Raw genomic sequence first — 19,898 nt, 5'->3', positions numbered from 1 at the left:
GAAAGCGGGCCATTTTCACATCGGAACCGGCAAAGTCCGAACTTGGTTGCGGGGATAGGATTTGAACCTATGACCTTCAGGTTATGAGCCTGACGAGCTACCGGGCTGCTCCACCCCGCGTTAAACTTTTGCAACGCCCCCCGAAGACGACCTGAGACGGTGAATGCGGACCAGCGCGCGTGGCGTGGCTTGCTTTCGCGTCCCAAAGGCTTCCTTGGAAGGCAACCCCGAGGCAAAGCCCGTCGGGTGCGAGGGCTATGTATCAACCGCCGTCCGCTTTGGAAAGGCCCGGCGGGACGTTTTTTTCGACTTTATGACAGGCCAAATGCACCCGTAACGGGCCGAAAAAGCCAGCACTTGCCATAAGTTCCGCAAAGGGCCAGCCTGTGGCAACAAGATAACGGGGAAACGCCATGTCAACCAGCCGATGGGCGTCGTCGGCGCCTCCGGCAGCGGCGCCAGTCGGGCGAATCGGGCTTTAGGGCCTTCAGCAAGCTGAGGCCCGCATCGTCATTCCGGGGCACGCGTAGCGCGCGCCCGGAATCCATTTCGCAACACGTGACGCGGATGAATGGATTCTCAGATGCGCAATTTCGCATCATAGCTCGATGCTTCGCATCGCCCGGGAATGACAAGGAAAAGAAAACTGCAGGGGGAACAACAATGACTGACACATTCGATTTCGTCGTCGTGGGCGCGGGCTCAGGCGGCTGCGCGGTGGCGGGACGGCTCTCAGAGGACGGGCAGACCTCGGTCGCGCTGCTCGATGCCGGCGGCCGTTGCGACAACTGGGTCGTCACCACGCCCGGCGCGCTGGTGCTGATGGTGGCAGGCACCGTCAACAACTGGGCCTTCGACACCGTGCCGCAGAAGGGGCTGAACGGCCGCATCGGCTATCAGCCGCGCGGCAAGGGGCTCGGCGGCTCCTCCGCGATCAACGCCATGGTCTATATCCGCGGCCACCGCTGGGACTACAACCACTGGGCCTCGCTCGGCAACACCGGCTGGGCGTATGCCGACGTGCTGCCCTATTTCAAACGCTCGGAAGACAACGCCGATTTCGGCGGCGAATATCACGGCAAGGGCGGCCCGCTCGCGGTCAATCGCTTGCGCTCCGGCAATCCGGTCCAGCAGACCTTCTTGCAGGCCGCGCAGGAAGCGCAATTCCGCATCCGCGAGGATTTCAACGCCGACGATCATGAAGGCCTCGGCATCTACCAGGTGACGCAGAAGAACGGCGAGCGCTGGAGCGCGGCGCGTGCCTATGTTCATCCCCACATGAACAGGCGCGCGAATTTGCGCGTCGAGACAGGGGCGCATGCGATGCGGATCCTGTTCGAGGGCAAGCGTGCTGTCGGCGTCGAATACCGGCAGGGCAAGGAGTTGAAGCAGCTGCGCGCGCGACGCGAGGTGATCTTGGCCGCCGGAGCGTTCCAGTCGCCTCACCTGCTCATGCTGTCAGGCGTCGGCGATACAGCCGCGCTTCGTGAGCACGGCATCGCGAACGTGCATCATTTACCGGGCGTCGGCCAGAACCTTCAGGACCATCCTGACTTCATTTTCGGCTACATGTCCGACAACCCGAATTTTGCCGGCATCTCGCTGAAGGGCATGCCGCGCCTGATCCGCGCCATCCTGCAATATCGCAAGGAGCGGCGAGGCCCCCTCACCTCCAACTTCGCCGAATGCGGCGGCTTCCTGAAGACGCGGCCCGATCTCGACATTCCCGACATCCAGCTGCATTTCGGCATGGCCATGGTCGACGACCACGGCCGCAAGCGCCACGGCGGCACCGGCTTCTCCTGCCATGTCTGCCTGCTCAGGCCGAAGAGCCGCGGCAGCGTGTCGCTTGCAAGCAGTGATGCTATGCAGGCCCCGCTGATCGATCCGAATTTTCTCGGCGAGGAAGAAGATCTCGAGAGCATGGTCGCCGGCTTCAAGACCACGCGCCGCCTGATGGAGGCGCCGGCGCTGCGCGCGCTCCAGCAGAAGGACGTCTTCACCGCCAACGTGCGCACCGACGACGACATCCGCAACATTCTGCGCGCCCGCGTGGACACGGTCTATCACCCCGTCGGCACCTGCAAGATGGGCACCGATCCGCTCGCCGTGGTCGATCCGAAGCTCAGGCTGCATGGCCTCGAGGCCCTGCGCGTCGTCGATGCCTCGATCATGCCGACGCTGATCGGCGGCAACACCAACGCACCGACCATCATGATCGGCGAGAAGGCCGCGGATATGATCAGGGCGGAGATGCGGTGACGAACTGCTCTCCCTCTCCCCGTTCTTACGGGGGCGCGACGAGCTTCGCTCGCGCTGGGAGAGTTGGGGTGAGGGGCTGCTTCCGCGATCACAACAACAGACGGCTCGCGGAGGTTCCCCTTCACCCGGATTGCATCTTCGATGCAATTCGCCTCTCCCCGCGGGCGGAGAGAGGCGAAGAAGAATCAACTCAGCAGAAACCCGCCGTCCACCGTCACCACGCTGCCCGTCATGTAGCGCGAGGCCTTTGAGGCCAGCAGCAGGACCGCTCCGTCGAGATCGGACTCGGCGCCGACGCGGCGCTGGGGGATGCGCTTGGCCAGGCGCTCGCCTGCCGGCGTCGACCAGAAATCGTGGTTCATCTCGGTGTCGATATAGCCCGGCGCCAGCGCGTTGACGCGGATGTTTTGCCCCGCAAGCTCCAGCGCCATCGCTCTCGTCGCCTGGATCATGCCGGCCTTGGAGATGGCGTAAGGCGAGACCGCTTTCAACACGCCGGTGCCGAGCACGGAGGCGATGTTGACGATATTGCCTGACTGCTTGCGTGCGATCATTCGTCGCGCCAGCTCGATGCTAAGGAAATAGGCGCCCTTGAGATTGGCGCCGACCACGGCATCCCAGTCCGCTTCCGTCTGCTCGGTCGCGAGCTTCTCGATCGCGATCCCCGCATTGTTGATCAGCACGGTGATGGGACCGAGCGCCGCCTCCGCGGCATCGACCGATTTGGCGATCGACCCCGTATCGGTGACATCGAGCGCGATCGCCGCAGCGCGGCCGCCCTTGCCGCGAATCTCCGCTTCGAGCGCCTTGAGCTTGTTCGTCTGGCGCGCGGCGAGCACGACGGCGGCGCCGTGCGCGGCGAGCACGCGCGCAAACTGGCGCCCCAGGCCCTGGCTCGCGCCGGTAATGAGGATGGTTTCTTTACTGACGTCGAATACGTCTGACATGGCAAGGTTCCAGGGTGTCCCCCCCGCACAGATACAGACGATTTTAGTGATCTGAAACCGGAATGATGGGTTTGCCGTTCACTCGTTCCATGCAGGCAGGGCGCAGCTCATGAACAGTTTCGATCTCGCAGTCTATGCAGCGCTGGCTGTGGCGATAGGATTCGGCTTCAGGACCGGTCTGCTGCGCAGTGCGATGACCATCCTGGCCTATCTCCTGGCTGCACCGATCTCCATCTGGATGGTGTCGCTCATCGCACCCCACGTGGTCGGTGAGAGCGCTTCGCCTCTGCTTCAGGGCTGGGTGTTGTTCTTCGGCGTTTTCGTCGCAACCGGCATGGCGCTTGGACATCTCGGCCGCGCCGCGCTGGACGATGCAGTCGGCGAAGCCGGGCGCGGAGACCGCATAGGCGGCGCAGCGCTCGGAGCCGTGCGGGTCGGCCTCGTCGCGACAACGCTGGTCCTGGTCTTCGATCAATTAGTGCCTGCCAACCGGCAGCCGCCGTTCCTCGTCGGCTCGCAATTGCGCCCGCTGTTCTCCGCTGCCGGACAGATGGGATTCAAGTCCCTGCCGCCTGAAGCCGCGGCCGCCATCGATCGCATCAAGAGGGAGCGGCCCATCTGACGCGGCGTGACCTTCTTCCGCGGGCGCGCCATGCATTTTGGCTACAGCCCGTCTCTTATCAACGGGACTGAGGTTGGCTACAGTGGTGCCAACAAAACCTGCCTGACATTACGGAGTGAAACAGTGGATCTTGGGATCAAAGGTCGCCGCGCCATCGTCTGCGCATCCAGCAAGGGCCTCGGGCGCGCCTGCGCCATGGCGCTCGCCAACGAGGGCGTGCATGTCACGCTGACCGCGCGCGGCGCGGACGCGCTGAAGGCAACGGCCGAGGAGATCCGGAAGGCCAACCCGGGCGTGACGGTCACCGAGATCGTCGGCGACATCACGACGCCGGCCGGGCGCGAGGCCGTGCTGAAGGCCTGCCCCGATCCGGACATCCTGATCAACAATGCCGGCGGCCCGCCGCCCGGCGATTTCCGCAACTGGACCCGCGACGACTGGATCAAGGCGATCGATGCCAACATGCTGACCCCGATCGAGCTGATCAAGGCGACGGTCGACGGCATGATGGCGCGCAAGTTCGGCCGCATCGTCAACATCACCTCGGCCGCCGTGAAGGCGCCGATCGAGATCCTGGGCCTCTCCAACGGCGCACGCGCCGGCCTTACCGGCTTCGTCGCCGGCCTGTCGCGCAAGACGGTGATCAACAACGTCACCATCAATGCCCTGCTGCCGGGCCCCTTCGAGACCGATCGCCTGCGCGGCACGGCGAAGGCCGAAGCCGACAAGCGCGGCATCACGCCGGAGCAGCTTCTGGCCGAGCGCGCAAAGCTCAATCCCGCCGGCCGCTTCGGCGATCCCGGCGAGTTCGGCTACGCCTGCGCCTTCCTATGCGGCGCCAAGGCCGGCTTCATCACCGGGCAGAACATCTTGCTCGACGGCGGTGCGTTCCCCGGGACGATGTAGGCTCTCTTGCCCTCTCCCCTTGTGGGAGAGGGTGCCTCGCGAAGCGAGGCGGGTGAGGGGTCTCTCTCCACGAGTCAGACTGCATCATGTGAGTTCGCGGAGACAACCCCTCATCCGGCGCTTCGCGCCACCTTCTCCCACAAGGGGAGAAGGGACTTCGATCACCGCCGCTTCGTCGGCTCGTCCTCGTCGCGCTCGCTGAAGCCTGACGAATCCGCGCTCGAGCGCTCGTCGGTCCAGTCGACGCCGAACGCGTCGAGGCCATCGGCGAGCAGATCGCCCAGCATCGGCTCACCCAAGAGATAGTGTGCGGTTTCTCGCCGGGGATTTTGATACTCGGTGCGCGCCTCGACGGCACGGGCACGTAGATCCTCCCAATCGTCCGGTCCACCATCGCCACGCCCGAGCCACATCAACGCGACGAGATCGATCTGCTCGTCCTCGTTCAGGGCGGCAATGAAGCTTGTAATCTCGCGGCCGACCGGATCGGAGCCGTTGTCCTGCAGCACGTCGATCGCATCGTCATCCGTTGGATTTGACCCCGAGTCCGGATCGGAGTCGGTCTCCTTGACGTCGTACTCGCGCGCCTTCTCGATCAAGAAGGCGACTTTCTCGGCGGAAATCGCTAGCTCCGGCATGGCTCCCTCCTGGGTTCCCCCGATAACGCCGCATCACAGCGGATGATCCATTGCGGCGGCTGGCGGAAACCCGCAATGTCCGCTCCAACCAGAACAAGAGGACGCGCCGGATGCGGTGGACGGTAGGCCAGGTCAGGATCACCAAATTCGTGGAAATGGAGACGGTCGGCTCGACGCGCTTCATCCTGCCGCTGGCAAGCAATGAGGAAATCCGAAAACTGCCCTGGCTGATCCCGCATTTCGCCACCGAGCAGGGCCGGCTGAAGATGTCGATCCATTCGCTGGTGGTAGAGACGCCGTCGCGCCGCATCGTCGTCGACACCGGCCTCGGCAACGACAAGCAGGGCCGCAACGTCCCGACCTGGAACAACCGCAACACGCCGTTTCTGGAGATGATGACGACGGCGGGCTTTGCGCCAGATAGCATCGATACGGTGCTGTGCACGCATCTCCATGTCGATCATGTCGGCTGGAACACGAGGCTCGATGGCGGCCAATGGGTGCCGAGTTTCCCGAACGCCCGCTACGTTTTCGGCAGAACGGAATACGAGTATTGGCGCGACCACTCGACCGAACCGGACAAGGCGGCCGTGTTCACCGATTCCGTGAAACCCATCGTGGACGCCGGCCTTGCTGAGCTGATCCCGAGCGACCACCAGCTGTGCGAGGAGATCAGCATGATCCCGACTCCCGGCCACAGCCCGGGCCACATGAGCGTCCTGATCCGCTCCGGCGGCGAGCAGGCGTTGCTCGCCGGCGATGCCGCCCACCACCCCTGCCAGATGGCGCATCTCGACTGGTGTTCGACGGTGGATTCCGACCCGCAACAATCAGCCAGGACGCGGCGCGATTTGTTCTCGCGTTTCGCCGATACCGCGACGCTGGTGATCGGCGGGCATTTCTCCGGCGGACACATCAAGCGCGACGGAGACGCGTTCAAGTTCGTGGCGTTACAATCGTAGGGTGGGTTAGCCCCGCGGCTGCGCGAAGCGCAGTCCGCTAGCCGTAACCCACCATTGTCTGCCTCAGCGCAAAGCGAAAGAGGTGGGTCACGCTTCGCTAACCCACCCTGCGATCATCCGAATTGAGAGGGCTGCAATGCACGGGCCCATAGGCGGTTGAAATTCCCGCCGCCCTGTTCCATGAAGCTATTTAACCGACCAGTCCATCCTAGGGAGAGACGAGAATGAAGCTTGTTCGTTATGGTGAAAAAGGTGCAGAAAAGCCCGGGCTGATCGACAAATCCGGCCAGCTGCGCGACCTCTCGGCCCATGTGAAGGACCTGACCGGCGAGGCCTATTCGCCGGAGTCCCTGAAGAAGCTCGCAGCGCTCGATCCGGCCTCGCTGCCGGCCGTCGCGGGCAAGTCGCGGTTCGGCGCCCCCGTCACCGGGATCTCGAAATTCGTCGCGATCGGCCTCAACTACAGCGACCACGCCAAGGAGACCGGCGCCGCGATCCCGACTGAGCCGATCATCTTCATGAAGGCCAACACCGCGCTTTCCGGCCCGAACGATCCGGTCGAGAAGCCGCGCGGCTCGACCAAGCTCGACTGGGAGGTCGAGATTGCCGCGATCATCGGTACCCGCGCCAAATACGTCTCTGAAGCCGACGCGCTCAATTACGTCGCCGGCTATTGCGTCTGCAACGACGTCTCCGAGCGCCACTTCCAGACCGAGCGCCTGGGTCAGTGGACCAAGGGCAAGTCGCATGACACGTTCGGTCCGCTCGGACCGTGGCTCGCCACCAAGGACGAGATCAAGGACGTGCAGAACCTGTCGATGTGGCTCGACGTCAACGGCCAGCGCCGCCAGACCGGCTCGACCGCGACCATGATCTTCACCATGGCCAAGTGCGTCTCCTATGTCTCGCAGTTCATGACGCTGCTGCCCGGCGACATCATCACGACCGGCACGCCGCCCGGCGTCGGCATGGGCATGAAGCCGCCGACCTACCTCAATGTCGGCGACGTCGTCGCGCTCGGCATCGAAGGCCTCGGCGAGCAGCGCCAGGAGATCGTCGCGGCGTAGGCAACGGTCTCGACCGCTGCCACACCGTCATTGCGAGGAGCAAAGCGACGAAGCAATCCAGACTATTTCCGCGGAGACAATCTGGATTGCTTCGCTCGTAATGACGAACTTGAACTGCCGCATCCGCCCTAGGACATTGAAATGAAACTCACCTTCTCCGAGGCCTCGCCCTTCGCGCGCAAGGTGCGCATCGCCGCGATCGAGCTTGGGCTCGTCGACAAGATCGAGTTCGTCCCCGCAACCGTCGCGCCGGGGCAGGCGAATGAGGACTATTCGCGCATCACGCCGCTGAAGAAGCTGCCAGTGCTGATCACCGACAATGGCGAGGTGATCCTCGATTCCTACGTCATCGTCGAATATCTCAACGAGCTCGCCGGCGGCAATCTGATCCCGGATTACGGCCCGCGCCGCTGGTCGGCCAAGACCGATCATTCGCTGATCAACGGCATGCTCGATTCCATGCTGCTGTGCCGCTACGAGAGGATGGTGCGGCCGCAGGGCCTGCAATGGCAGGCATGGTCGGACGACCACTGGAACCGGGCCTGGACCGGCATGGCGCGGTTCGAGAACCGCCCCGAAGTCCTGAACGGTTCGTTCGACATCTCGCAGATCGGCCTCGTCTGCGTGCTCGGCTATGCCGACTTCCGTTTCGCCGACTGCGGCTGGCGCAAGGCCTATCCGAAGCTCGACGCTTTCCATCAGAAGATGCTGGAGCGGCCCTCCGTGAAGATCTCGGTGCCGCCGCCGGCGTAACAAGACATGCGGGGCGAATGACGATGCGCGACCGTTCTCCCCGCCTCACAATTCTCGGCGCGAGCCTCGCGCTCGCGTTGATCGTCTCAGCGAGTCATGTGCGAGCTGACGGCATGGCGCCTGAACAAAGAAACCTTGCCTGCGGTTCGCCATCGTCGATCGACGATGGCTGGGTGACCGCGTCGCCCGATAGCGTCGGCATGGATGGCACGCTGCTCTGCGGCATCGCCGCGCGGCTCGAGCAACGGGCTACCGCAGTCCATTCGGTCGTCGTCGCGCGTCACGGCAAGCTCGTCTTCGAGCAATATTTTCCAGGCTACGACCAACCCTGGGGACAGCCGGAAGGCCAACACGAGTTCACGGCCACCACCAAGCACGACATGCGCTCAGCATCAAAGAGCGTGACGTCGCTACTGGTTGGCATCGCTATCGACCGCAAGCTGATCGCCAGCGCCGATGAGCCCGTGCTGAAATTTTTCCCCGACTACCAGGCCGAGAAGCAGGCCGGGTGGGAAACCATCACGCTACGCCATCTGCTCACGATGTCCTCCGGCATCAAATGGGACGAGGCGCGGGCCTGGACCGATCCCAAGAACGACGAGCCGCATCTCGGCTTCGAGCCGGATCCGATCGGCTATGTGCTGTCACGACCTGTCGCCGCGCCACCGGATACGCTGTGGACCTACAATGGTGGCGGGACCGATCTACTCGGCAACATCATCGAGCGCGTCTCGGGAAAGCCGCTGGAAGCTTTCGCGCGCGAGGCGCTGTTTCAGCCGCTCGGCGTCACCGACCTCGAGTGGAAGGCCTATCCGAAGAACGGCAAGGTCGCAGCTGCCGCCGGCCTCCGCCTACGGCCGCGCGATGCGGCGAAGGTCGGCCAGCTCGTGCTCAATCGCGGGCAGTGGAACGGCCAGCAGATCGTCTCGGCAGAGTGGATCGCGCAATCGATCGCGCCGCGCTTCCAGGCGATCGGCTATTTTGGCAGTACGCTGTTCTACGGCTATCAATGGTGGATGGGTCGCTCGCTCGCCGGCTACAAGGAAATCAAGTGGGTCGGCGCGTTTGGCTGGGGCGGGCAACGCATTTTCATCGTGCCCGAGCTTGATCTCGTCATGATGACCACTGCTGCGCAGTACGGTCAGCCGAAGGAAGGCCTGGCGGCGATCGACATCCTTTCCAATATCGTCATTCCATCCGTGCGCGACGCGCATTGATACCAGGAGAAGCTAGCATGAGCCTCACATTCTCGGTCGGCGATCTCACCATCCATCGCGTCATCGAGCAGGAAGCCCCCTTCTTCGCAGCGCTGGAGTTCTTGCCCGGGCTGACACCGGAGGTGCTGGCCGAGAACCGGGCGTGGATGAAGCAGGCGAAAGCGCTCGACGACAACGATGTGCTGATGCTCTGCTTCCAGTCCTATGTGGTGAAGACACCGCATCACACCATCCTGATCGATAGCTGCGTCGGCAACGACAAGCCACGCCCGCAGCGGCCGGCCTGGCACATGAAGACCGACGATACGTATTTGCGTGCGCTGGGCGACGCCGGTGTCTCGGTCGATGACATCGACTTTGTGATGTGCACGCATCTGCATGTCGATCACGTCGGCTGGAATACGTGGTTGGAGAACGGCCGCTGGGTGCCGACCTTCCCCAAGGCGCGCTATCTGTTCGCCAGGCAGGAGTTCGACTACTGGTCCGAGCAGAACGCGAAGGCGCCCGTGCCGCCTTTCGTCGACAGCGTGCTGCCGGTGGTCGAAGCCAAACGCCATGAGCTGGTCAGCAACGACCATCAGATCGGCGATCATGTTCGCATCCTGCCGACGCCGGGTCACACGCCCGGCCACGTCGCCTTCACCTTCGGCCGCGGCAAGGACGACGCCGTGTTCTCCGGCGATCTCATGCACTCGCCGCTCCAGACGCTCTATCCGGAGCTGTCGATCAAGTTCGACGTCGACCAGGCGCAGGCGGCGAAAACCCGGCGCAGTTTCCTGGAGCGCTATTGCGACACCGATACGCTGTGCTGCACCGCGCATTTCCCCTCGCCGTCGAGCGGCAAGATCCGCCGCAAGGGCAACGCGTTCGTCTGCGCGGCGGTGTGAGCGCTTGCTTCGCCTCTCCCCGCCTGCGGGGAGAGGCCGACGCGCGGAACGCGCGGCGGGTGAGGGGGACTCTCCGCGAGTCCAACGGTCGTCGAATTTGCGGAGACAGCCCCTCACCCCAACCCTCTCCCCGTAAGAACGGGGAGAGGGAAAAGGCCAGAGCTCAATCAAACAAGCTCGGCGTGTGGTTGACCAGCGCGCCTTCGATCTCGAGCATTTTCAGCTTCGTCACCACGCCGCCATTGGCGGAGAAGCCGCCGGGCTTGTTGCCGGCGGCGAGCACGCGGTGGCAGGGGACGACGATCGGGCACGGGTTGCGGCCGAGCGCCTGGCCGACCTCGCGCGACAATTCGACACCGCCGAGTCGCTTGGCGATATCACCATAGGTCATGGTCTTGCCGGGCGGGATGGTGCGGGCGATCTCGTAGACGCCGCGGTTGAAGTCGGGAACACCATCGAGATCGAGCGGAATGTCGGTGAGATCATCCGGCTCGCCATCGAGCAGCTTGACGATGCGGTCGATCGCCTGCTTCACCTCGGCCGTCGGCTGGGCCTCGCTGGCATCAGCGTGACGCTGGTGGATGCGGGTGCGGATCTTGTCCTCGCCGCCCATCGGCAGTTGCACGCCGTTGATGCCGCGCGGGCCCCAGGCGATGGCACACAGGCCGATTTTGGTCTCGAACAGGACGAAATGCTGGTCAGTCATGACTAGGTTCCTGGGCTCTTCCTCGTCGCAGGCCCCCGCTTGTGATCTTCCCGCGAAATGTAGGCTTGGAAATAGTTGCGATCCACCCGGTTTCCGGGAATCTTGCACAGGAGTTCCCCGCGCCTTTCGAGAGCCTTCATGCAGAGCCTTCACGTCAACGGATATGATATGCCCTATCTCGACGTGGGCGAAGCCAGGGCGGGACCGCCGCTAGTCTGCGTGCACGGTTCGCTCAACGATTTCCGGGTCTGGGGCAGCGTGCTCGGACCGCTGTCGCAGCGGCACCGGCTGATCTGCGTCAGCCTGCGGCACTTCTTCCCGGCGCAATGGGACGGTGTCGGCGACACCTATTCCATTGCGCAGCATGTCGACGACGTCATCGCCTTCATCGAGAAGCTCGATACCGGTCCCGTCGACCTGATGGGCCATTCCCGCGGTGGGCACATCTGCTTTCGTGTCGCGCAGGCGCGGCCGGATCTGCTGCGCCGGCTGATTCTCGCCGAGCCCGGCGGCGAACTCGATGCGAGCCTTGATCCGGATTACACCGGCGGTCCCTCGCCGCTGCTGGCGCGTTTCACGGCCTCCGCGGAGAAGATCGCGGCCGGCGACGTCGATGGCGGCCTCGCCGTGTTCGTGGATACGCTGGAGGGACCCGGCACCTGGCCGCGGCTGCCGGCGATGGTGAAGCAGAATCTGCGCGACAACGCGTATACTCTGATCGGCCAGGTCAGGGATAACCGCCCGCCATTTTCAAAGGCCGATGCGGAGTCGATTCTGATGCCGACGCTGTTCATCCTCGGTGCCCGGACCAAAGGCCTGCTGCCGAAAGTGCTGCACGCGCTCGCAGCGCATGTGCCCTACTCCAGGACGGCGATCATCGCGAACACGACGCATCCGATGTTCGAGCAGGCGCCACAAAAATATTCGGACGTGGTGCTGGATTTTCTGGCGGGCTGATCATGCAGACTGTTCACGTCAACGGATACGACATGGCCTATCTCGAGGTCGGAGAAGGCTTGCCGCTGGTCTGCGTGCACGGCACGCTCGGCGATTTCCGCACCTGGTATTCGGTGCTCGGCCCGCTCTCGAAAAGGCATCGCGTGATCGCGGTCAGCCTGCGGCATTTCTTTCCCGAGCACTGGAACGGCGCCGGCGAGGACTACAAGATGGCCCAGCATGTCGCCGACGTCATCGGCTTCATCGAAAGAATCGGGCACGCGTCGGTCGATCTGATGGGGCATTCGCGCGGCGGGCACATCGCGTTTCGCGTGGCGCAGGCGCGGCCTGACCTGTTGCGCAAGCTGGTGCTCGCCGAGCCCGGCGGCGATCTCGATGCAAGCCTGCCAGTCCCGGCAGACATGCCCGCCCATCCACCGCTCGCCGCGCGCACGGCGCTCTCGGTCGAGATGATCCATGCCGGCGACGTCGAAGGCGCGCTCCGGAATTTCTATGAGGGCATCGAGGGCGACGGCACCTGGCGGCGCGTGCCGGCGGCCGCGAAACAGCAACTGCGCGACAACGTCGTCACCTTCCTCGGCCAGCTCAACGAGCAGCGCAAGCCCTACATGCTGGCCGACGCGCAGGCGATCACGACGCCGACGCTACTGATCGGCGGCGGCGCGACGACCGGCAGCCTGTCGGTGATCTGGCGCGTGCTGGCCGAGCACATCGCCGGCGCGAAGACGGCGGTGATCGCGAATGCCGGCCACTGGATGTTCGAACAGGCGCCGCACGAGTATGGCAAGGTGGTGAGCGAGTTCTTGGAGGGGTAGTTCTCTTCCCCTCTCCCCTTGCGGGAGAGGGTGGATCGACGGCGCGGAACGCGGCGGCGAGACGGGTGAGGGGTCTCGCTCCGCGCATACATCTCTTAAAGTGAATTCGCGGATGTAACCCCTCATCCGGCGCTTCGCGCCACCTTCTCCCGCAAGGGGAGAAGGAAGACCGGTGCTCGCCTCGCTACACCTTCCACACGCCGACCGGCATCTTGATTGTCGCGTTCAGGCGGTTCCAGACATTGATCGTGGCGATCGAGAGGATCAGGGTCGCAAGCTCGCGCTCGTCGAAATGCTTGGCAGCCTCGTTCCAGATCGCATCCGGAACGGGGTCTGCCCGATCCGCAAGACGCGTGACCGCCTCAGTGAGTGCCAGCGCGGCGCGCTCTGCTTCGGTGAAATAGGGCGTATCGCGCCAGGCCGAGACCGCGAACAGCCGCTCATCGGTCTCGCCAGCCTTGCGGGCGAGCTTGGGATGCATATCGACACAGACGCTGCAGCCATTGATCTGGCTGGCGCGCAGGTGCACGAGTTCCAGGAGTTTTTCCGGCAGTCCCTGCTTGTTCACCTCGTTCAGCGCCTGCATCGCCTTCATGGCCTCAGGCAGGACCATGACCGGATGATTCATACGTGCGTGCATCATGTCGTGTCTCCATTTCGAAGCCGGAAGTTCCGGTGAGAGGAATTTCGACGGATCCGGTCACATCGGCCGAATTTGTCTCGTCATGGGCATGACGGACCACGACCAGGGGATGTGACCGATGACTGAAGAAAATTTTCTAGCCCGGCAATTCGAGGCCAATCGGGACCATTTGCGCAGCGTCGCTTACCGGATGCTGGGCACGCGCGGCGAGGTCGACGACGCCGTGCAGGAGACATGGCTGCGGCTCAGCCGCAGCGACACCTCGGATGTCGCGAATTTGCGGGGCTGGCTGACCACCGTTGTTGCGCGCATCTGCCTCGACATGCTCCGCGCACGCAAATCGCGCCGCGAGGATCCGATCGGCCCGGACGTGCCGGAGCCGGTCGACGATGCGCGTGAGCGCGAGGCCGAGATGGCCGATTCCGTCGGCGCCGCGCTCCTCGTGGTGCTGGAGACGCTGCAACCGGCAGAGCGGCTCGCCTTCGTGCTGCATGACATGTTCGCCGTTCCCTTCGAAGAGATCGCGCCGATCGTCGGTCGCTCGGTGGATGCATCGCGCCAGCTCGCGAGCCGCGCCAGGCGCCGTGTGCAGGGCGCGCCGGTGCCGGATGCGGATTTTTCCCGGCAGCGGACGATCGTCGATGCGTTTCTGGCCGCCTCGCGCGAGGGTAATTTCGAGGGACTGCTCGCCGTGCTCGATCCCGACGTCGTCGTGCGCGCCGATGAGGCCGCGGTGCGACTCGGCTCGCTGCCGGAGATCCGCGGCGCCACGGCTGTCGCCGAGACGTTTAGGGGACGCGCCCAGGCTGCACGGCCCGCACTCGTCGATGGCAAAATGGGTGTTGCTGTCATCCTCGGTGGGCATTTGCGGATCGCGCTGCGCGTCACTTTCAAAGGCGACAGGATCGCCGGGATCGAGGCGATCGCCAATCCAGAAGCGATCGGCGCATTGGACGTGGAGGTGCTGGAGAAGTAGGGCGCAACGCGTCTTGGAGTCGATGCGGCGGCGATGCTAAGCTGACTGGCAATCGCGCGCGGTGCCGGCGCGCGAGACGCAGAAGGACAGCTCGATGACACTCCGCCTCGTTCCCCTCCTCGCCGTATCCCTGCTCGTCCTTGTGAGCGCCAACGCCACGGCGCTCACGGCCGCCGACGAGAAGCTGAAGGCCGCCGCCGAGCAGGAAAAGGCGCCGCTGATCGAGACGCTGCACGATATGGTGATGATCGAGAGCGGCAGCAGCGATGTCGAGGGGCTCGCGAAGATGGCGGACTTCACCGAAGCGCGGTTGAAAGCGCTGGGCGCGACGACGCGGCGGCAGAAGACCACGGCAGGCGCCGGCGCCGATATCGTCGTCGGCACCTTCGAGGGCACCGGCAAGCGCAAGCTGATGCTGATCGGGCATATGGATACGGTGTATCAGCGCGGCATTCTCGCGACTGAGCCGTACCATGCCGATGGCACCAAGATCTTCGGACCCGGCATTGCCGATGACAAGGGCGGCATCGCCGTGATCCTGCACACGCTCAAGATCCTGAAAGACACAGGCTGGCGCGACTACGCCACGCTCACGGTCTCCCTCAATCCGGACGAGGAGGTCGGCTCGATCGGCTCGGGCGAATTCATCTCAGAGCTCGCCGATCAGCATGACGTGGTGCTGTCGTGCGAGCCGACGGCCGCCTCGCCGCCGGCGCAGAACGATTCACTGCTGCTGGGTGCCAGCGGCACCGCGACTGGAACGATCAAGGTGAAGGGACGCGCCTCGCATGCCGGCGCGGCGCCGGACCGCGGCCGTAACGCGCTGATCGAGCTTTCGCACCAGCTGCTGCAAACCCAGGATGTCGCGAAATCCATCCCCGGCACGCAGCTCAACTGGACGACGTCGAAGGCCGGCACCGTGCGCAACCAGATTCCGGAAGATGCCGAGGCCGGCGCCGACATCCGCCTCACCGTTTCCGACGGCATTGCCAAGCTCCAGGCCGCGCTCGACGAGAAGATCAAGAACAAGCTTGTGCCCGACACCGAGACGACGGTGTCGATCGTGCCGGGACGTCCGCCCTTCGTTGCCGGCGAGCGCGGCCGCGCGCTCGCACAGGAGGGACAGGCGATCTACGCGGAGCTCGGTCGCAAGCTCGACATCGCCGAGATGACGGGTGGGGGGACCGACGCCGGCTATGCCAATCGCAGTGGCAAGGCGGTCGTGGTCGAAAGCTTTGGCCTTGCCGGCTTCGGCTATCACGCCCGCGACGAGTACATCGACACCAATTCGATCGTGCCGCGGCTCTATCTGATGACGCGCATGCTGATCGAGCAGGGGAAGAAGTAGCGGCTTCACCCCACCCCGCCTGTGGGAGGGATAAAAAGTCAAGCATCTTCAATAGATTAGTCCGCCAGAAATGATGATCTACGGCCCGCTTGACGCCCCCGCTCCTCCCGCGATAGTTTCGCATACGGAATTCCGTATTCCGAAAGGAGCCGCCGGCGTGATCCCGCTCGACCCGCTGCCCAATCTGATCGACCAGGTCTATGCGCGCATCCTGGAGGCGATCACGGATCGCACCTTGCAGCCCGGTCAACGCATCCGACAGAACGAACTGGCTGACAAGCTCGGCGTGTCGCGCCAGCCGGTGTCGCATGCGCTGCATCTGTTGCATCGGCAAGGTCTCGTCGCGGATAGCGGCCGGCGCGGGTTCGAAGTCACTCAACTCGATCCCACGCGCATTCGCCAGCTCTACGAGGTGCGCAGCGCCATTGATGCGCTGGCAGCGCGGCTCGCCGCCGAACGCATCGCGCGCGATGCCGCGGGACGCGAGCGGCTTGCGGCCGCGTTGCGCGCCGGACGCGCCATCAACCGCAAGACGTCATTGAACGAACTGATCGCGCTCGACGTCGAGTTTCACCGCGCGATCTATCACCTCGCCGGCAATCCCGTGATCGAGGAGACGATCGCGCCGCAATGGCCGCATATGCGCCGCTCGATGGCGACCGTGCTGTCCGAGCTCGACTATCGCGAGAGCGCCTGGGCCGAGCACGCGACGATTGCCGGACACATTCTGGCCGGTGAAGCCAAAGCGGCGGAGCGCGCCGCGCTTGCGCATGCGCAGACGGCCGGACGAATGACCGAGGAGAGATTGAGAGCGACGGAGGAAGCCGCGTAGCAATTCGCGCCGTCATTCCGGGATGGTCCGAAGGACCAGACCTCAGATGCGCAATTGCGCAACGGGGAATCTCGAGATTCCGGGTTCACGCTTCGCGTGCCCCGGAATGACAACTATAATAATCAACGAAGGATGCACCCATGAAACTGAGCCAGGAGCAATCGGAGTTCTTCCATCGCGAGGGCTGGCTGTTCCTCCCCGAGCTGTTTGCCCAAGAGGAGGTCGATTTCCTCGCGCGCGAGGCGGTCGGCATCTACGACACTGACCGGCCCGAGGTCTGGCGCGAGAAGAGTGGCGCGCCGCGCACGGCCTTCGCCGCGCATCTCTACAACCAGGCTTTCGGCGTGCTTGGCAGGCATCCGCGCATGATCGAGCCGGTCGAGCAGGTGTTCGGCGAGCCGGTCTACATGCACCAGTTCAAGATCAACGCGAAGTCGGCTTTCACCGGCGACGTCTGGCAGTGGCACCAGGACTACGGCACCTGGAAGCGCGACGACGGCATGCCCGAGCCGCGCGCGATGAACATCGCGATCTTCCTCGACGAGGTGATGCCGATCAACGGTCCCCTGATGCTGGTGCCGCGCAGCCAGAATGCCGGCGACTTGGAGGCCTCGCACGATCTTGCAACCACCTCCTATCCGCTGTGGACGCTGGACGAGGAAACCGTGACGCGCCTCGTCAAGCAGGGCGGCATCGTCGCGCCGACCGGCAAGCCAGGAGGCATGCTGATGTTCCACGGCAATCTCGTGCACGGCTCGAGCGGCAACATCACGCCCTACCCGCGCAAGATCGTGTACCTGACGCTGAACGCGGTCTCGAACTACATCCGCAAGCCGACGCGGCCGGAGTACATCGCGCACCGCGATTTTGCGCCGATCAGGACGGTCGACGACGACGCGCTGCTGCGGCTCGCACGTGCGCCGCGGCAGGCGGCGGAATAGATAGGTCTCGAGCCCCGGACGCAGCGCAGCGCGCAAGCGGTGCGCTGCTGAGCCGGGGCCCATGCCACTCGCACTTCTCTTTCTGGGTCCCGGCTCTGCGGAGCAGCGTTTCACGCTGCACCGCGTCCTGGACACGATACTTGATCGGATATTCCCCATGAACCTCTTCTCCCTCCTCCAGGCCCGCGCTGCCGCCGGCAAGCCGGTGCGCGTGGCGCTGATCGGCGCCGGCAAGTTCGGCTCGATGTTCCTGTCGCAGGTGCCGCATGTGCCGGGGCTGGAGGTGCCCGTCATCGTCGATCTCGACCGCGACCGTGCGCGCGAGGCGTGCCGGACGGTGGGTTGGGACGCCGAACGCATCGCGGCGACCAGCTTCACCGATGACGGCGTGCGCGCGATGAATGGCCCGATCGACGTCGTGGTCGAGGCGACCGGCAATCCCGCCGTCGGCATCCGCCACGCGCGTGCGGCGATCGCGGCCGGCAAGCACATCGTGATGGTCAATGTCGAAGCCGACGTGCTGGCGGGCCCACTGCTGGCACAGGAAGCGCGAAAAGCGGGTGTCGTCTACTCGCTCGCCTATGGCGATCAGCCGGCGCTGACGGCCGAGATGGTCGACTGGGCGCGCGCTACCGGCTTTCGTGTGGTCGCGGCCGGCAAGGGCACCAAATACCTGCCGTCCTATCACGACGTAACGCCCGATGGCGTCTGGCAGCATTACGGCCTCACTGCGGGCGACGCGCAGTCGGCCGGGATGAATCCGCAGATGTTCAATTCCTTTCTCGACGGCACCAAGTCGGCGATCGAGATGGCGGCGATCGCCAATGCCTGCACGCTCGATGTACCGACGGATGGGCTGCTGTTTCCCCCATGCGGCGTCGACGACCTCCCGCACATCATGCGACCGCGCGACAAGGGTGGTGCATTGGAGCGATCAGGCGTGGTCGAAGTTGTGTCATCGCTCGAGCGTGACGGCCGGCCGGTGTTTCGCGATTTGCGCTGGGGCGTCTATGTCGTGCTGGAGGCGCCGAACGATTACGCCGCGGATTGCTTCAGGCAGTACGGCCTGAAGACCGACGCGAGCGGCCGTTATGCCGCAATGTACAAGCCCTATCATCTGATCGGACTGGAACTGAACATCTCGATCCTGTCGGCGGCGCTGCGCGGCGAGCCCACTGGTCAAGCGACAGGCTTCCGCGGCGACGTCGCGGCGGTCGCCAAGCGCAATCTTCGCGGGGGCGAGATGCTTGACGGGGAAGGCGGCTATACCGTGTGGGGCAAGCTGATGCCGGCAGCAAGCAGCCTGAAGATCGGCGCGCTGCCGATCGGCCTTGCCCACAGGGTCAAGCTGAGACAAGACGTCGCGCATGGCCAGGTGGTGCGCTGGAGCGACGTCGAATTCGACGCCAATAACGAGACGGTCAGGATCCGCAAGGCCATGGAGGCTGCGTTCGCAGCGCAGCATTGATCAACCACACGTCGAACGGCTGAGGGCGGCGGCCTTGATTTGCGGTTTCCCTTTCGTCATCCTGACTGCGATCCGGGCCTGACAGAGTTCGGACAAAAAGAAGCGTCGGCTGCCGGCGAACAACAAGCGACAACAAGGTCGCGATCCCTCGTCGAGCATTCGACTACAACAGAGGGGAAACGCATGGAACGTCGTAAGTTTCTGACGGCGGGCGGTCTTGGCCTTGCCGCGAGCACGATTGCTGCGCCGGCCATCGCACAGTCGATGCCGGACGTGAGGTGGCGGCTGGCGGCAAGCTGGCCGAAGGCGCTCGATACGCTCTATGGCGGCTGCGAATATTTCTGCAAGCGCGTCGCCGAGATCACCGACAATCACTTCCAGATCCAACCCTTCGCCGCCGGCGAAATCGTCCCGGGCCTCCAGGTGCTCGACGCCGTGTCGAACGGCACAGTCGAGATCGGCAACACGGCGCTCTACTACTACTGGGGCAAGAACCCTGCGTTCACGTTCGGCACCTCGCTGCCGTTCGGGCTCAACACGCGCCAGCACATCTCCTGGCTGTTGTGGGGCGGCGGCCAGGACCTGCTCAACAATCTGCTGAAGGAGCACAATGCGATCGGCATCCCGACCGGCTCGACCGGCGCCCAGATGGGCGGCTGGTTCCGGAAGGAGATCAAGTCGATGGCCGATCTGCAAGGGTTGAAATTCCGCGTCGGCGGTTTCGCGGGCACGATCATCGCCAAGGTCGGCGGCGTGCCGCAGCAGATCGCGGGCGGCGACATCTATCCGGCGCTCGAGAAGGGCACCATCGATGCTGCGGAATGGGTCGGCCCCTATGACGACGAGAAGCTCGGCTTCGTCAAGGTCGCGAAATTCTACTACTATCCCGGCTGGTGGGAAGGCACCGGCCAGGGCCACAACGTCATGAACCTCGACAAGTGGAACGCGCTG

At 64.3% G+C, this 19,898-nt stretch carries 20 protein-coding genes and 1 tRNA gene (1 of these 21 only partly in view); 16 read left to right on the top strand and 5 right to left on the bottom strand.

The genetic code is table 11. The features are described 5' to 3' along the window. Nucleotides 1-43 precede the first annotated feature (43 nt). Nucleotides 44-120 (bottom strand) — tRNA-Met (locus YUU_RS0109780). Between the two features lie 543 nt (nt 121-663). Here YUU_RS0109780 and YUU_RS0109775 point away from each other — a divergent pair. Next, nucleotides 664-2,262, top strand: coding sequence for a GMC family oxidoreductase (locus YUU_RS0109775; protein WP_027522195.1), 1,599 nt, complete (start codon nt 664-666; stop codon nt 2,260-2,262). Nucleotides 2,263-2,447: 185 nt separating this feature from the next. Here the strand turns inward: YUU_RS0109775 and YUU_RS0109770 are convergent, their stop codons facing one another. Continuing rightward, nucleotides 2,448-3,209 carry an SDR family oxidoreductase gene (locus tag YUU_RS0109770; protein WP_027522194.1) on the bottom strand — a complete coding sequence of 254 codons (762 nt, stop codon included), beginning with the start codon at nt 3,207-3,209 and terminating at the stop codon, nt 2,448-2,450. 109 nt (nt 3,210-3,318) lie between these two features. Between YUU_RS0109770 and YUU_RS0109765 the strand changes: the two genes are divergently transcribed. Continuing rightward, nucleotides 3,319-3,831: a CvpA family protein gene (locus tag YUU_RS0109765; RefSeq protein ID WP_027522193.1), complete on the top strand. Its 513-nt coding sequence runs from the start codon at nt 3,319-3,321 to the stop codon at nt 3,829-3,831. 123 nt (nt 3,832-3,954) lie between these two features. After that, on the top strand, nt 3,955-4,737 hold the full coding sequence (locus tag YUU_RS0109760; protein WP_027522192.1) for an SDR family oxidoreductase: 783 nt from the start codon (nt 3,955-3,957) through the stop codon (nt 4,735-4,737). A gap of 161 nt (nt 4,738-4,898) precedes the next feature. Here YUU_RS0109760 and YUU_RS0109755 read toward each other — a convergent pair whose 3' ends face one another. Next, nucleotides 4,899-5,375: a DUF3775 domain-containing protein gene (locus YUU_RS0109755; RefSeq protein WP_027522191.1), complete on the bottom strand. Its 477-nt coding sequence runs from the start codon at nt 5,373-5,375 to the stop codon at nt 4,899-4,901. Between the two features lie 110 nt (nt 5,376-5,485). On the opposite strand from YUU_RS0109755, the gene YUU_RS0109750 reads away from it, so the two are divergent. The 5 genes from YUU_RS0109750 to YUU_RS0109725 all read left to right on the top strand — a co-directional run bounded on the left by YUU_RS0109750 (nt 5,486) and on the right by YUU_RS0109725 (nt 10,261). Next, nucleotides 5,486-6,337: an MBL fold metallo-hydrolase gene (locus tag YUU_RS0109750; protein WP_027522190.1), complete on the top strand. Its 852-nt coding sequence runs from the start codon at nt 5,486-5,488 to the stop codon at nt 6,335-6,337. A gap of 224 nt (nt 6,338-6,561) precedes the next feature. After that, entirely contained in the window at nt 6,562-7,404 is an 843-nt protein-coding gene (locus tag YUU_RS0109745) for a fumarylacetoacetate hydrolase family protein (protein ID WP_027522189.1), read from the top strand. Between the two features lie 141 nt (nt 7,405-7,545). Continuing rightward, the gene (locus YUU_RS0109735; protein WP_027522188.1) at nt 7,546-8,157 is read left to right on the top strand and encodes a glutathione S-transferase family protein; all 612 of its coding nucleotides are present in this window, start codon (nt 7,546-7,548) and stop codon (nt 8,155-8,157) included. 113 nt (nt 8,158-8,270) lie between these two features. Next, a complete protein-coding gene (locus tag YUU_RS0109730) occupies nt 8,271-9,374 on the top strand; it encodes a serine hydrolase (RefSeq protein ID WP_245287984.1) in 1,104 nt (367 codons plus the stop codon). A gap of 17 nt (nt 9,375-9,391) precedes the next feature. Then, nucleotides 9,392-10,261, top strand: coding sequence for an MBL fold metallo-hydrolase (locus YUU_RS0109725; protein WP_027522186.1), 870 nt, complete (start codon nt 9,392-9,394; stop codon nt 10,259-10,261). 163 nt (nt 10,262-10,424) lie between these two features. Here YUU_RS0109725 and YUU_RS0109720 read toward each other — a convergent pair whose 3' ends face one another. Next, nucleotides 10,425-10,967: a methylated-DNA--[protein]-cysteine S-methyltransferase gene (locus tag YUU_RS0109720; RefSeq protein WP_027522185.1), complete on the bottom strand. Its 543-nt coding sequence runs from the start codon at nt 10,965-10,967 to the stop codon at nt 10,425-10,427. Between the two features lie 138 nt (nt 10,968-11,105). On the opposite strand from YUU_RS0109720, the gene YUU_RS0109715 reads away from it, so the two are divergent. Together YUU_RS0109715 and YUU_RS0109710 are read left to right on the top strand one after the other, a co-directional pair. After that, entirely contained in the window at nt 11,106-11,924 is an 819-nt protein-coding gene (locus YUU_RS0109715; RefSeq protein WP_027522184.1) for an alpha/beta fold hydrolase, read from the top strand. Between the two features lie 2 nt (nt 11,925-11,926). Then, a complete protein-coding gene (locus tag YUU_RS0109710; protein ID WP_027522183.1) occupies nt 11,927-12,739 on the top strand; it encodes an alpha/beta fold hydrolase in 813 nt (270 codons plus the stop codon). A 184-nt stretch (nt 12,740-12,923) separates the two neighbouring features. Here the strand turns inward: YUU_RS0109710 and YUU_RS0109705 are convergent, their stop codons facing one another. Next, a complete protein-coding gene (locus YUU_RS0109705) occupies nt 12,924-13,379 on the bottom strand; it encodes a carboxymuconolactone decarboxylase family protein (RefSeq protein WP_035661913.1) in 456 nt (151 codons plus the stop codon). A gap of 121 nt (nt 13,380-13,500) precedes the next feature. Here YUU_RS0109705 and YUU_RS0109700 point away from each other — a divergent pair, with 121 nt between their 5' ends. From YUU_RS0109700 to YUU_RS0109675, 6 genes are all read left to right on the top strand, one after another. After that, a complete protein-coding gene (locus tag YUU_RS0109700) occupies nt 13,501-14,358 on the top strand; it encodes a sigma-70 family RNA polymerase sigma factor (protein WP_027522181.1) in 858 nt (285 codons plus the stop codon). A gap of 94 nt (nt 14,359-14,452) precedes the next feature. Then, entirely contained in the window at nt 14,453-15,706 is a 1,254-nt protein-coding gene (locus YUU_RS0109695) for a M20/M25/M40 family metallo-hydrolase (protein ID WP_027522180.1), read from the top strand. 157 nt (nt 15,707-15,863) lie between these two features. Continuing rightward, nucleotides 15,864-16,538 (top strand): GntR family transcriptional regulator, encoded by a 675-nt coding sequence (locus YUU_RS0109690; RefSeq protein WP_027522179.1) that lies wholly within the window; start codon nt 15,864-15,866, stop codon nt 16,536-16,538. A gap of 140 nt (nt 16,539-16,678) precedes the next feature. Continuing rightward, entirely contained in the window at nt 16,679-17,479 is an 801-nt protein-coding gene (locus YUU_RS0109685) for a phytanoyl-CoA dioxygenase family protein (protein ID WP_027522178.1), read from the top strand. Nucleotides 17,480-17,636: 157 nt separating this feature from the next. Next, nucleotides 17,637-18,947: an NAD(P)H-dependent oxidoreductase gene (locus YUU_RS0109680; RefSeq protein ID WP_027522177.1), complete on the top strand. Its 1,311-nt coding sequence runs from the start codon at nt 17,637-17,639 to the stop codon at nt 18,945-18,947. A 183-nt stretch (nt 18,948-19,130) separates the two neighbouring features. Beyond that, a protein-coding gene (locus YUU_RS0109675) for a TRAP transporter substrate-binding protein (RefSeq protein WP_027522176.1) crosses the window boundary here: on the top strand, nt 19,131-19,898 show its 5' portion. It continues 321 nt past the right edge of the window; the window shows 768 of its 1,089 coding nt (coding positions 1-768); the start codon lies at nt 19,131-19,133; its stop codon lies beyond the right edge, outside the window.

Source organism: Bradyrhizobium sp. Ec3.3, assembly GCF_000472925.1.
In the GTDB taxonomy this organism is placed as follows: domain Bacteria; phylum Pseudomonadota; class Alphaproteobacteria; order Rhizobiales; family Xanthobacteraceae; genus Bradyrhizobium.
Note: the sequence above shows the minus strand (reverse complement) of the source record. Positions and strands in the feature narration are given on the sequence as shown.